Below are 13516 nucleotides of genomic sequence, written 5' to 3' on the forward strand. Positions count from 1 at the left end.
AATATGGCAAACAAGAATCAAGAATATACAAGACAATACGCAGACTATGCGATGGAACAGATGCGGCGATACGGCATTCCGGCCTCCGTGACGCTGGCACAGGGCATACTGGAAAGTTCCAACGGACAGAGCCGTTTGGCGCAGAATGAGAACAACCACTTCGGTATCAAGGCCACGCCCGAATGGATTGCCGGGGGTGGCCGGTACGGCCTGTATTCCGATGACAAGCCGAACGAGAAGTTCTGCAGTTACGACAGTGTGGGCGATTCGTATGAGCACCACTCACGCTTCCTGAAAGAGAACAGCCGCTATGCCCGCTGTTTCTCGCTCTCTCCCGACGACTACAAAGGCTGGACGCAGGGCCTCGAAAAGGCGGGCTATGCCACGGGCGGGCATTATGCCGACAGTCTGCAACGTATCATCGAGCAGAACGGGCTGCAAAAGTACGACCGTCAGGTCATGCAGGAGATGGAAGCGCAGGGAAAGCGGTTCGGTGTAGAGGAGAATCCGCTCCGGGAGGCCGGAAATGCAGTGGACTATTCGTTTCCGGTGGAACGGAAAGAGTTTCTTTTCGTTACCTCACCGTTCGGTATGCGGCAAGATCCGACAGACGGCAAGGAGCGTATGCACAAGGGTATCGACATCCGGTGCGACGGCGATGCGGTCTTGGCCACGGAAAAAGACGGAAAGGTCATTGCCGTCAACGGCAAAAGCAATACGCCCGGCGGCAAGTCTCTGACAGTGGAATACACCCGTCCGGACGGCAGCAAGGTACAATGTACCTACATGCACCTCGGCGAAATTTCCGTAAAGGCAGGTGATACGGTACAGGCGGGCCAGAAGCTCGGTCGGTCCGGCAACACTGGAACACGAACGACGGGAGAACATCTGCACTTCGGTGTCAAACAGATTTATGCGGACGGTACACAGCGGGACGTCGATCCGGCGGCTTATCTGGCTGAAATCGCCCAAAAAGGCCACATCAAACAACAGGTGCTGCATAACGGAAACGACCTACTCGCCCGATATAAGGGAACAGAAGAAAATGTCACCGGCAAAAGCCTTTCGCCCGATGCATGGATGAAAAAACTACTCTCCTCGGAGGACAGCGGCGTGGGACTGTCAGGGTGTAGCGACCCTATCGTGGAGATGGCCATGACCGCTTTTACCTCCCTGATGTTGCTGGCGACGCAAATCGACAGCAAAAACGAGGAAGAACAAAAGGCGGCCATTTCCGAGGCGATAGACCGCCGGGAAATCGACCTGACATCGCTGTTGCCCGGCATGAAAAGTTGCGACCTCGTGATCGGGGAAAACGGGCGGGCTGTCCTACAGGCGGACAACGGAAGCGTCCAGGTATCGCGGGAACTGACCTCTGCCGAGTTAAGCCGCCTGTCGGTGACGCTGAACGACGGTTCTCTTTCGGAAGAAGCCAAACGACTGCGTGTGACCGGAGTGCTGAACACGGTCATCCTCTCGGAGGCGGCTTCGCAGAACTTTGAACGGGGAATGTCCGAACAACGGGCACAATCGGAAAACCTGAAAAGATAATCCCAAAAGTCATGATAAAACGCGTGATGATACGACTTTGCGGGTATTTGTCCGGGTTGTCCGCCTGCGCCCTGCATATCCTGTTCTGTTCCCGACTCTTCGGTTGGACGGCGACGTTTGTCATCGTGGGCATTCAACTGGGTATTGCCGGCTGGATTATCTACATGAGAATACGTGCACCCGATTAGGAAACAGTTTCAGCATGTTCAACTTCAAGATACCTCGCTTTGTCCGGTGGACTATGTATCACTAAAAAGATAAAAGAAGATGATTAAGTGTAATATTACGGCGTGCGGCACTATCGGCCGCGATGCTTCGATGCGCACGACCAAGGAAGATAAAACATTCCTGACCTTTCCGCTCCGCATCGTGATCCAAGGTAAGGATGGCCGGAACGAAACGGTCGAAATCAGTGTCAGCAAGGAGGGTGCCCCAAAGAAGGTATCCAGCTATCGAAACGGACTGCGTGTCGAGGTTGCGGGGACGCTGTTCCTGAAACGCCGGGGCGAAAAGCTCTATTTCAACCTCTTTGCCGACCGTATCGATCCGGCAGCAGACATCGCAGATTCCATCAAGGGTGAACTGTCATTCCGCGGCAAGGTGGGCAAGAACATCGAGGAACGGAAGGACAAAAAGGATAAGTTCTATACGATGTTCTCGGCATTCAGTACCGAGAAGGTCGATGAGACTTTCGAGTACCAGTGGGTGCGCTTCTTCTGCTTCGACAGGCAACGCGAAGAGTGGTTGCAACCGGGTGTCAAGGTAGAGGCCAAGGGCGAACTGACGGTCTCGGTACATAACGGGAAGCCGGACATCTCCTGCCGGGTGGAAGAATTGATGCAATATGTTCCCGAATCGGATAACTCCAATCAGTAGCAGTCATGGCCGGTTATAGAAAGCGAAATACGGAGGGACCGAACAGCGAGGATAAGGCGCTGGACCTCTTTGCCGAGATGATGATCGAGAAAATCGAAAGCATCCAGAAAGATTGGCACAAGCCGTGGCTCACCGAAGGGACGCTGCAATGGCCCCGCAACCTCTCCGGACGGGAATATAACGGCCTGAACGCCCTGATGCTGCTCCTGCATTGTGAGAACGAAGGGTACAAGATTCCCCGTTTCTGTACGTTCGACTGCGTGCAGCGGCTCAACAAGCCCGGTAAGGACGGACAAGAACTGCCAAGGGTATCTGTGCTGAAAGGCGAGAAATCCTTTCCCGTGATGCTGACCACATTCACCTGCATACACAAGGAGACAAAGGAAAAAATCAAGTATGACGATTACAAGAAGCTCTCCGACGAGGAGAAGGCGCAATACAACGTCTATCCCAAAATGCAGGTGTTCCGGGTGTTCAATGTCGCCCAGACCAACTTGCGGGAGGCACGACCGGAGTTGTGGGAGCAGTTGGAGGTAGAGAACGGGAAAAGGGTCGAAAACGGCGAACATTTCAGTTTCGTGCCCGTCGATACGATGATTCGGGATAACCTTTGGATTTGTCCTATCAAACCGAGACATCAGGACGAAGCATACTACTCGATTACGAGAAACGAGATAATCGTGCCCGAAAAAGAACAGTTCCAGTCCGGAGAAGCCTTTTACGGAACGCTGTTTCATGAAATGGTCCACTCCACCGGCGCCGAGGGTATTCTCGACCGTCTCCAGCCGACATCTTTCGGCTCGAAAGAGTATGCCCGCGAGGAACTGGTGGCCGAACTCGGCAGTGCCCTGATCGCACAACGCTATGGCATGACCAAGCATATCAAGGAAGACAGTTGCGCATACCTCAAAGGGTGGCTCGATGAATTGAAGGAATTGCCACAGTTTATCAAGACGACGCTTCTGGACGTGAAAAGGGCTTCGTCAATCGTTACTCAAAAGGTGGATAAGATTGCACAGGAGTTGGAACAAAATGTTACTGAAGAGCAAGAGAACAAACACTCGACCAAGGAACGTATCTTTTACGCATCGGTGGCTTATCTCCAATCTACCGATGACACGACGCAACTGGACGAATTGAAGGACAAAGGCGACTACAAGGGATTGCTGGCACTCGCCAAGGAGTATTACGACGGCAACGGTATGGACGAGCAGCATACATTCGCTTCTCCCCTCCAGAACCGGGGAGATGATCTGCTAATCGAGGATAAAGACTTTGCCGTGGTGTACAACGGAAGTGTCGGGGGCACTTACGACATCATGCTGAAGTACACGGAGCAGGAGGTACGAGACCATATCCGGCGTTACGGGACCGACCGCGCCAGCGATGATGTGAAAGAGGTGGCCAAGGATATGGCGGCAGAACAATTCGCCGTCTTGTCACAGCAGAAAATGCCTGTATTCGAGATGCCGAGCGGCGATATTCTGTATGTCGGATATAACAGGGAAACCGATACGCTCGACGTAGGACAGGCCACCAACGCTGGTCTCGCCGTGCAACACAGCTTTCCTTTCGACCACGATACGACGCTCGAAACCAACCTGCAAAGCGTGAGCGAGAAACTGGGCGAAATGGAGAAGTATCAGGGTGAAATGGCCATGCAAAGCATGTTTCACCGATAGGTCTTTTAACGGATGTATGTACAAAAACGAGGGTGGCCGATATGATGTGACCACCCTCATTTTTTACTGGTTTATACACTCACGCCAGATTCACATCGAGGCGGAGCATGATACCCAATGCCTCTGCAATGCGGATAAACGAAGAGAGCTGTAAATCGGTTTCTCCTCTCTCTATACGATTGATATAGGTACGTTCACGCCCCACACGTTCGGCAAGCTCTTTCTGTGTCATACCGAGTTCTTTGCGTCGCTCCCGCAGTATTTCGCCATAATACCATGCACGAGCCTTTGCATCGAACTCGGCTCTTTGCAAAGTTCCGACCTCGCCAACCTCTTTGGCGAGTACCGTTTCGGCCTTCACAAATCCCGGTTTTTTGCTAAAATCCGTCTGACGGAGTTTTTGCAATTCCTCTGCTGTTAATCGGTTATTTGTCATACTCATAGCAACCTCCTTAAAATATTGATAGCCTTTGTAATCTCTTTGTCATAATCCTTTGTGCTCTTCTTCACAAAGCCATTCAGCAGGACCACGCTCGATGCGAGATTGATATTTTCATTGTCTGCCGCAAACAGGATAACCCGTACCTCGTTATCAACCGAAACCCGCAACTCATAAAAATCAGTATTCGTCAGTTTCTTCACAAACTTGGTCGGTATCGGCTGCACGGTTTCCAAAATAGCTACCGCATAGCGCAGTTTTTCTTGTGTCCGAGGAGTCAACTCTGTTCAAACTCGATGTATTCCGGAGAAAATATCAACTCTCTTTTCATTCATGCCATTGTTCTTATTCTGCAAAAGTAACTAATTCGTTACACTTATACAAATCTTAGACAAAAAATATACCTGTTTCTCCCGTTTTTTATTTCGGGAATCTCCATCACCGAATAAAAATTGTTATGATATTATAATTATCATTCGGTGATTTTATGTATTTTTGCAATCAGGAAATGGTTTCGGGAGGTTTACCACCTTCCGGATGAAAAGGGAATCCGGTGAAAATCCGGGACAGTACCCGCTGCTGTGAATCCACAAAAACGGACATCGAATTTTTGCCACTGGTGTAATACCGGGAAGGCACGATGACCGGGACGAGTCAGAAGACCTGCCATGACCGGAATGAGATTTACACCTGCGGGATATACAGGTCGTAACCAAATAAGGAATAGCTCATCGGCCATTCAATATTTGAAGACAGACATATTCCCGTTCGTGTAAGTCCGCACGAACGGGATTTTTTGTGTTTGTTAATAATATTTTTACATTAAAATGAGTGACCTATGAAAAGAAAATTACACTTTCTGGCGGGTGCTTTCTTATTGACGGCAACTGCCCTGTTTACCGGCTGTAGCTCGGACGATGACTTTTTGATGGAACCGGTTGATTCCGGAACTTCGCAAACCCGAGCTGTAACGAATCCGGACGGAACCTTGACTATCACTTTTGACGATTTCGATTCCGGCATGTTGGCAGGACCTACCTCGGCAGGAGAAAACCTCTATTCGTACCAAGGCTATCCTCAAGTAACTACCATTTACGACAATACTCCGGAAGAGTATCTCTTCCTCTCAATGTTTAATACAGTAGGTGGAAGCACAGAGTATTCCAGCGGCGGCATCGCACTTTCCAACTGGAACATCCGCTCCAATCAGTCGGGGAATACCGGCGACTGGTGGTATTCTTATCTGAACCAGTGTTCTGTCTATAACACTGCGGTGGAAGCGGAAGGACAGGATAAGGAAGCCGGGCACAGCGGGTCCAACTTCGGTGTCGTTTACGGATATGTGGATGATTACAATCAGGCATGGATGGCTAAACCAGAATTTTATTTCAATGTTCCCCGGAAGTTGGTCGGTCTGTGGATCTGCAACTCGTCATACACTTATGGGGTCATCACTTATGGCAATCAGTTCGGCTCTACGGGAGTTGCGACTCCATTGAAAGAGATGAAAGGATATTTCCAAGTGAATCTGGAATGTTACGATATAAATGGCAGCTTAATCCGCACTTACACACGCCTTTTGGCTGATTATCGTGACGGTCACCAACAGGTTGACCCTATCACGACATGGGATTATTGGGAAATCAATGCCGAAGGGGTGCAAAGTGTGAAATTCAATTTCAAGGGTTCGGATTCGGGAGCATACGGTTTGAATACTCCGGCTTATATCTGTATCGATGATATCACCATACAATAAAAAGAATACAGGGATATCCCTTCTGTCGGGGGTATCCCTGTTATTTTTCTAAAATCCACACATCATGCATCGTTTTTACTATTTTATTATTTCGGCCTGTATGCTGTTCACCTCCTGCAACAAGGATGAAGTCATTACCGAAGAAGTAGGAGGACAACCTATAATAGAACTTGACAGCGAAACCGGTATTTACACGGTCAAGGTCGGTCACGAATTGACTATCGCCCCGACATACCAGAATGTTGAAGATGCTCTTTTTGCTTGGACGATAGACGGTACGCTGGTTTCTTCGGGTCCGTCTCTTCAACGTACATGGAATGAATGCGGGGATTTTTACGTCAAACTAAGAGTAGACAATGCGGAAGGCTATGCCGAAGAGGAACTGAAAGTAGAAGTGAAAGAACTTACCCCTCCGGTCATTTCGCTGGCACTACCTTCGCAAGGGCTAAAAGTCGTCCGGAATACCGATTACACATTTACTCCCGATATTCAGCATTCGGATGTAGAAGGTTTCAAAATCGAATGGGTACGGGAAGGAAAAATCGTTTCCACCGAGAATACTTATACTTTCAATGAAAAAGAACTCGGTGTTTATACGGTGACAATCAACGCTTCCAATATAGATGGGACAACAACGAAGGACATAAGCGTAGAGGTCGTGGAAACGATGCCCTACGTTGTCAAATTCCAGACCCCATCTTACCGGCAAACATCCACGGACAGGTACACTTTCGCCGACCGACCTGTTTTCCTGCGCCCGTTGTTGGAGTATTTCGACAATCCCCGTTTTGAGTGGAGTGTGGACGGTCAGGTCATGGAAGGGGAAGTGGAACGCATGTTCAAGTTCACGCCGTCCGCACCCGGAGAATACACCGTCTCCTGTACTGTGTCGGAAGACGCACCGACGGAAAAAATAAGCAGGAATATCGACAAAGGAAAAACGGCTGTCACCGCCACCGTAAAAGTCGTTTGTGTGGACAAAAAGGAACAGGATGGATTCCGGGCTTCGGGAAGTTCCAAGCTCTGGAATAAAGTCTATGAATATACCCCGGCTCCCGGCCAATTTATCAACGAGACGAGCACGATAGGCGGTATGACCGGCAACGAAACATCCCCTGAAGCGGCAGTCGCATGGGCAACACAGCGTTTGAAAGACAAACTGCACGTCTCTTTGGGTTCTTTCGGCGGTTATATCATCGTCGGCTTCGACCACAGTATCCCCAATTCGGGCAACCAGTATGATTTTTCAATTCAAGGGAATGCTTTCGACGGCAGTTCCGAGCCGGGTATCGTGTGGGTCATGCAGGATATAAACGGAAACGGATTGCCGGACGACGAATGGTACGAACTGAAAGGTTCTGAAGCAGGCAAGGATGAAACAATACGAAACTTTGAAGTGACCTATTACCGTCCGGAAGGTAAAAAAAATGGATGTCCAATGGATCAGTTCTGACGGAAGAAACGGCTGGGTAGACTATCTGTCCGCTTATCATACGCAGGACTATTATTATCCGGCTTGGATAACGGAAAACAGTTATACCCTGACCGGTACTTGCTTGGCTTCTCGCAACATCCAAGATTCACAAACCGGTTATTGGGACAATCAGGCTTATGACTGGGGATATGTGGACAACTTCGGAAACGACCAGATAGAAGGCGGCAGTACGGTGGATGGAAGCGGTCAAAGGAACGGTTTCAAAATTTCCAATGCCATCCATGCCGACGGCACGGAAGCCAATCTGCAATATATCGACTTTATCAAAGTACAATGCGGCGTTCTGGCCAAAAGCGGCTGGCTGGGCGAAGTTTCAACAGAAGTTTTTTCTTTTGAAGATCTAACCAAATAATAAAAATTACAAGTATGAAAATTACAAGTATGAAAATTTACTTTCTTACCATGCTCCTATCCTTGTTCTTCTTGGGTGCATGTGACAAAAATGATGAAATTGTACCTGAAGATGCAGATGAGAATTTCATCACGTCGGTCGTGATGACCGTGGACGGGAAATCGTACACGGCCGACATTGCGGACAATACAGTAACAATAACCGTTCCCTATACGGTATCGCTGAACAACGCCGAAGTGGAATTCAAGTACACAACTTCTGCAACAATCATACCTGATCCTGAAACGGTAACGGACTGGGATAACGAACGGACCTTCCGGGTGACATCCTATAACGGAGATGCCCGCGAATATGCCTATAAAGTGGTAAAAAGCGAGATAGAATCTGACGGAGATGTGGAGTTGAAGACCACCGAGGAGGTAGCTTCTTTTGCCGAGAGCAAAACAACCGTTGTCAAAGGGAACCTGATTATCGGCTCTGATGCGGAAGAGGCAGAAAAAATCACAGACATATCTGCATTGGCATCTTTGAAAGAGGTTACTGGCAACATTGTCATTCGTAACAGTTACAACGGTGCAGACTTGACAGGGTTGGATAATATCGTTTCTGCCGGAGGTTTGCAGGTAGGTTCGACCGATGTCGCCTCGAAAGCTACGGAGCTTCACATGATTTCCATGAAAGCTCTGGAAACGCTCTCTGGAGACATATCGGTATATAACGACCAAGTGACGTATGTCCTATTCGAGAAACTGGCAACTATTGAAGGAAGTGTAATGTTCAATGCGCCGTCGTTACAGAGCTTTGGGTTTCCGGTTCTGACCACTGTAGGTCAGGATCTGAATATCCAAGGACTCAATGAAGAAAACAAGGCAGCCGGAACAATCGCTACTTTAGAGTTACCGAAACTGACACGTGTCGGAGGAGTCTTGTCTGTAAACAATCTTGCCAAGCTGACCTCCATGAACTTCCTTAAACTGAAAGAGACCGGTGGGCTTGATTTCCACACCGTCCCCGTGATGCTGGAAACTATCAACCTGCCGGAAATCGAGACAGTAAACGGAAGTATTATTATGGAAGCCAATATGGAAACTCCTCCTACCGGTAGTTTTGTTCCCCAACGAAATGACGTGCTTCTGGCTTTCGGTGGGATGGACAAACTGACAACGGTAAAGGGACAGATAAAGATAAAGAATTTCACGGCTCTCAAGCAGCTTCCCGACTGGAGTAAAATCACCACACTTGGAAGCATCACGCTGGATTATCTTGAAGACGTGAGCGGGGCACTGATATTGCCGAACGCCCGATTTGAAACTTTTGGAGAAACGGCACCCCAGATTGAAATTATAAACAAAGTGCAGCTCTCCAAAATTGAAACGACCGAAGATTTGTCAAACGTAAATTTTGTCATCACCAGTCTAACGAATAACAAGTTCCCTGAAATCACGTTCAAGAATATCAAAGACTTCACTTGTAAGCCAACCACCAACAATACCGATTATACCATATCGACAATTCAACATGTATATGGAAATCTAAATGTGACAGGCCAAATGCGAAGCAATGCCAAATTTCCCGACTTGGAAATCATAGATGGATATGGATACATCCAAATACCCTTGTTTGCTTCAATCACAATGTCAGCCTTGAAAGAAGTGGGAGGACAGCTTCATTTGTCTGGAAATTTTACCGACTGTAACTTGCCCTTACTATCCAAAGTTTGTTGCTCAGCCTCTCCTGTATATTATAAAGAGGGAGAGGGTTCGTTAGCAATATCTTTACAAAGTAAATCGCTGAATCTTCCGGAATTGCTTCACGTAGGAGGTGAAGGGTTGTTCGTTAATAAAGCAACAGGCATTACTTGTGATAAATTACAGACTATAGACGGTACGCTACAGATAAAAAGTGCGACATCTCTTTCTCAGGAAACATTTTCCATGAAGAAATTGGAGACCTTGCATGGAGTTGTTTTTGACGGTTTGACGAAATTTACCGACTACACTTTCTTCGGTAAGTTCATAGAAAACGGAATGATTACGGAGGAAAGCTGGAGTGTGACGAAATGTGGGTATAGCCCAACCTTCCAAAATATGAAGGACAAACAATATACGCAGGAGGATTAAACCTTATACCTTAACCAGAGTACCCGAATCATTACGGGTACTCTTTTTTATTTGAATGACAATGAGCAGGACAATACAACGGATTTGTTTTCTTCTTTTCTGCTTGCTGCCCCTCGGCAGTTGCATGAAATGGGATTACGGAGAGATGGAAGATTTCTCTGTATCGGCCTCTGGTCTTTTCATCACCAACGAGGGGAATTTCCAGTACAGCAATGCCACGCTTTCCTACTACGATCCCGCCACGTGCGAAGTGGAGAATGAAGTGTTTTACCGTGCCAACGGGTTCAAGTTGGGCGATGTGGCCCAGTCTATGGTTATCCGGAACGGTATAGGCTGGATCGTGGTGAACAACTCGCATGTGATTTTCGCCATCGACATCAATACTTTCAAGGAAGTGGGCCGTATCACAGGTTTCACTTCACCCCGGTATATCCATTTCCTGTCGGATGAAAAAGCCTATGTGACGCAGATATGGGACTACCGTATCTTCATCATCAACCCCAAGACATACGAGATTACCGGCTATATCGAATGTCCCGACATGGACATGGAATCGGGTTCCACCGAACAAATGGTACAATACGGCAAGTACGTCTATGTGAACTGCTGGTCGTACCAGAACCGCATCCTGAAAATCGACACGGAAACGGACAAGGTCGTGGACGAACTGACCATCGGCATACAGCCGACCTCGCTGGTCATGGACAAATACAACAAGATGTGGACCATCACGGATGGCGGTTACGAGGGCAGCCCATACGGTTACGAGGCACCGTCTCTCTACCGTATAGATGCCGAGACTTTCACCGTAGAGAAACAGTTCAAGTTCAAGTTGGGCGACTGGCCTTCGGAAGTCCAGCTCAACGGTACACGGGATACGCTTTACTGGATCAACAACGATATTTGGCGGATGCCGGTGGAAGCCGACCGTGTTCCCGTCCGGCCTTTTCTGGAGTTTCGGGACACCAAATACTACGGCCTTACGGTCAATCCCAACAACGGGGAAGTCTACGTGGCCGACGCTATTGATTACCAGCAGCAAGGTGTCGTATATCGCTATTCGCCGCAAGGCAAGCTGATCGATGAATTTTATGTAGGAATCATTCCGGGGGCTTTCTGCTGGAAATAATGGATAACAGCATCATGAAAAGAAAACTTATAGCAACATTCTTCGTTTTGCTGTGTCCTGTCCTGCTTGCAGCGCAGGAACAAAAACAGGAGCACAGCTCCAAAGATTGGACGAAACGTACCCTCATGATTCCCGAAGTTACGGTAGTGGGCAAACGCCCAATGAAGGATATAGGCGTGCAACGAACCCGTTTCGATTCCATCGCCATGAAAGAGAACATCGCCTTGTCTATGGCCGATGTACTGACATTCAACTCGTCCGTTTTTGTCAAGAACTACGGACGTGCCACACTGTCCACAGTGGCTTTTCGGGGTACCTCTCCCTCGCATACCCAAGTAACATGGAACGGTATGCGCATTAACAATCCGATGCTGGGTATGACGGATTTTTCCACCATACCTTCCTATTTTATCGATGACGCCTCGCTGCTGCATGGTACTTCGTCGGTAAACGAAACGGGCGGTGGTTTGGGAGGTCTGGTCAAGCTATCCACAGCACCGGCCAACCACAAAGGATTCGGATTGCAATATGTGCAGGGTATCGGTTCGTTCAGCACATTCGACGAGTTTCTCCGCCTGACCTACGGCGACAAGCACTGGCAGTCCTCCACCCGTGTGGTATATTCCTCTTCCCCCAACGACTACAAATACCGAAACAGGGACAAGAAGGAAAACATCTATGACGAGGACAAAAACATCATCGGTTCCTATTATCCGACGGAGCGCAACCGCAGCGGAGCTTATAAGGATATGCACGTTTTGCAGGAGATTTATTATAACACGGGTGAAGGCGACAGGTTCGGACTGAACGCCTGGTATATCAATTCCAACCGGGAACTGGCGATGCTCAGCACGGATTACGGGAACGACATGGACTTCGAGAACCGACAGAGAGAGCAGACTTTTCGCGGTGTCCTCTCGTGGGATCGCGTGCGGGAGAAATGGAAGGTCGGTGTAAAAGGCGGCTATATACACACGTGGATGGCCTATGATTACAAGCGGGACAAGGGAAACGGCGAAATGGCTTCGATGACCCGCTCGCGCAGTAAGATCAACACGTTCTACGGAAGTGCGGACGGGGATTATGCACCTTCAGAGAAATGGCTGTTCACGGCCGGTGTTTCCGTACACCAGCATTTGGTGGAAAGCGCAGACAAAAATATCATCTCACAGGAAGGCAGCAAGGCTGTTGTCGGATACGACAAGGGACGTGTCGAGTTTTCCGGCTCCGTTTCGGCCAAATGGAGGCCGACCGACCGTTTCGCCGCCTCGCTTGTTCTCCGCGAGGATATGTTCGGCACGGAATGGGCACCGGTTATCCCGGCCTTCTTCATCGACGGGGTACTGTCAAAGAAAGGAAATATCGTGGCGAAAGCATCCATCTCCCGGAACTACCGTTTTCCCACGCTGAACGACCTCTATTTTCTGCCGGGCGGTAATCCCGACCTGAAAAGCGAACACGGCTTCACATACGACGTGGGGTTGTCGTTCTCTGTGGGGAAAGAAAATGTATATGCTTTGAGCGGTGGTATCAACTGGTTCGATTCGCACATCGACGACTGGATCATTTGGCTACCCACAACCAAGGGATTCTTCTCTCCCAGAAACCTCAAGAAGGTACATGCTTACGGGGCGGAGGCCAACGCCCACCTTGATGTAATGCTCGGAAAGGACTGGAAACTGGATATGAACGGAACTTTCTCGTGGACTCCTTCGATCAACGAGAGCGAACCGATGAGTCCGGCAGACCAATCCGTCGGCAAACAGTTGCCATACGTGCCGGAGTTTTCCGCAACGGTGACCGGGCGTCTGTCATGGCGTACATGGAGCCTGCTTTACAAGTGGTGTTATTACAGCCAGCGTTATACCATGTCGAGTAATGACTATACCCTGACGGGCTATCTGCCTCCTTACTTCATGAATAACGTGACACTGGAAAAACAGCTTTCTTTCCGATGGGCCGATCTGTCGCTAAAGGGCAGCATCAACAACCTGTTCGATGAAGAATACCTTTCCGTATTGTCCCGTCCCATGCCGGGCATCAATTTCGAGATATTCATCGGTATAACGCCCAAGTTCGGAAAAAACAAGAATAACAAACGATAATCTGTAACAAT

10 protein-coding genes, 1 pseudogene and 1 riboswitch are annotated in these 13516 nt (G+C 48.8%); of the genes and pseudogenes, 9 read left to right on the plus strand and 2 right to left on the minus strand.

Going from position 1 to position 13516, the window contains the following annotated elements; all coding sequences use genetic code 11:
• Positions 1-3: 3 nt before the first annotated feature.
• The 4 genes from BACPLE_RS11910 (at position 4) to BACPLE_RS11920 (ending at position 4109) form a co-directional block, all read left to right on the plus strand.
• Entirely contained in the window at positions 4-1551 is a 1548-nt protein-coding gene (locus BACPLE_RS11910) for a glucosaminidase domain-containing protein (RefSeq protein ID WP_007562228.1), read from the plus strand.
• A gap of 11 nt (positions 1552-1562) precedes the next feature.
• A complete protein-coding gene (locus tag BACPLE_RS19470; protein WP_007219676.1) occupies positions 1563-1739 on the plus strand; it encodes a hypothetical protein in 177 nt (58 codons plus the stop codon).
• 79 nt (positions 1740-1818) lie between these two features.
• Positions 1819-2427 carry a hypothetical protein gene (locus tag BACPLE_RS11915; protein ID WP_007562230.1) on the plus strand — a complete coding sequence of 203 codons (609 nt, stop codon included), beginning with the start codon at positions 1819-1821 and terminating at the stop codon, positions 2425-2427.
• A gap of 5 nt (positions 2428-2432) precedes the next feature.
• Entirely contained in the window at positions 2433-4109 is a 1677-nt protein-coding gene (locus tag BACPLE_RS11920) for a zincin-like metallopeptidase domain-containing protein (RefSeq protein WP_007562232.1), read from the plus strand.
• Between the two features lie 79 nt (positions 4110-4188).
• On the opposite strand, the gene BACPLE_RS11925 is transcribed toward BACPLE_RS11920, so the two are convergent.
• Complete coding sequence (locus BACPLE_RS11925; RefSeq protein WP_007562234.1) at positions 4189-4551, minus strand: helix-turn-helix domain-containing protein; 363 nt, start codon at positions 4549-4551, stop codon at positions 4189-4191.
• A complete protein-coding gene (locus tag BACPLE_RS11930; protein ID WP_007562236.1) occupies positions 4548-4829 on the minus strand; it encodes a type II toxin-antitoxin system RelE/ParE family toxin in 282 nt (93 codons plus the stop codon). The genes BACPLE_RS11925 and BACPLE_RS11930 overlap by 4 nt, the downstream gene beginning before the upstream one ends.
• A gap of 211 nt (positions 4830-5040) precedes the next feature.
• A riboswitch (cobalamin riboswitch) is annotated at positions 5041-5233 on the plus strand.
• Positions 5234-5386: 153 nt separating this feature from the next.
• On the opposite strand from BACPLE_RS11930, the gene BACPLE_RS11935 reads away from it, so the two are divergent.
• From BACPLE_RS11935 to BACPLE_RS11960, 5 genes and pseudogenes are all read left to right on the plus strand, one after another.
• Complete coding sequence (locus tag BACPLE_RS11935) at positions 5387-6304, plus strand: DUF4465 domain-containing protein (protein ID WP_007562238.1); 918 nt, start codon at positions 5387-5389, stop codon at positions 6302-6304.
• Positions 6305-6368: 64 nt separating this feature from the next.
• Positions 6369-8151, plus strand: a pseudogene (locus tag BACPLE_RS11940) (PKD-like domain-containing protein).
• A 29-nt stretch (positions 8152-8180) separates the two neighbouring features.
• The gene (locus BACPLE_RS11950; RefSeq protein ID WP_032953694.1) at positions 8181-10271 is read left to right on the plus strand and encodes a receptor L domain-containing protein; all 2091 of its coding nucleotides are present in this window, start codon (positions 8181-8183) and stop codon (positions 10269-10271) included.
• Positions 10272-10332: 61 nt separating this feature from the next.
• Positions 10333-11400 carry a DUF5074 domain-containing protein gene (locus BACPLE_RS11955; protein WP_085930684.1) on the plus strand — a complete coding sequence of 356 codons (1068 nt, stop codon included), beginning with the start codon at positions 10333-10335 and terminating at the stop codon, positions 11398-11400.
• A 14-nt stretch (positions 11401-11414) separates the two neighbouring features.
• Positions 11415-13505: a TonB-dependent receptor plug domain-containing protein gene (locus BACPLE_RS11960; RefSeq protein WP_032953693.1), complete on the plus strand. Its 2091-nt coding sequence runs from the start codon at positions 11415-11417 to the stop codon at positions 13503-13505.
• The last annotated feature ends 11 nt before the right edge of the window (positions 13506-13516 follow it).

It is taken from the genome of Phocaeicola plebeius DSM 17135, from assembly GCF_000187895.1.
GTDB classification, from domain to species: domain Bacteria; phylum Bacteroidota; class Bacteroidia; order Bacteroidales; family Bacteroidaceae; genus Phocaeicola; species Phocaeicola plebeius.

Bases quoted from the DNA above. Each gene is read 5' to 3' on its own strand.
- BACPLE_RS11925 (WP_007562234.1), bottom strand. From the start codon at position 4,551: ATGAGTATGACAAATAACCGATTAACAGCAGAGGAATTGCAAAAACTC.
- BACPLE_RS11935 (WP_007562238.1), top strand. From the start codon at position 5,387: ATGAAAAGAAAATTACACTTTCTGGCGGGTGCTTTCTTATTGACGGCA.
- BACPLE_RS11915 (WP_007562230.1), top strand. From the start codon at position 1,819: ATGATTAAGTGTAATATTACGGCGTGCGGCACTATCGGCCGCGATGCT.
- BACPLE_RS11960 (WP_032953693.1), top strand. From the start codon at position 11,415: ATGAAAAGAAAACTTATAGCAACATTCTTCGTTTTGCTGTGTCCTGTC.
- BACPLE_RS11950 (WP_032953694.1), top strand. From the start codon at position 8,181: ATGAAAATTTACTTTCTTACCATGCTCCTATCCTTGTTCTTCTTGGGT.
- BACPLE_RS11920 (WP_007562232.1), top strand. From the start codon at position 2,433: ATGGCCGGTTATAGAAAGCGAAATACGGAGGGACCGAACAGCGAGGAT.
- BACPLE_RS11910 (WP_007562228.1), top strand. From the start codon at position 4: ATGGCAAACAAGAATCAAGAATATACAAGACAATACGCAGACTATGCG.
- BACPLE_RS19470 (WP_007219676.1), top strand. From the start codon at position 1,563: ATGATAAAACGCGTGATGATACGACTTTGCGGGTATTTGTCCGGGTTG.
- BACPLE_RS11955 (WP_085930684.1), top strand. From the start codon at position 10,333: ATGAGCAGGACAATACAACGGATTTGTTTTCTTCTTTTCTGCTTGCTG.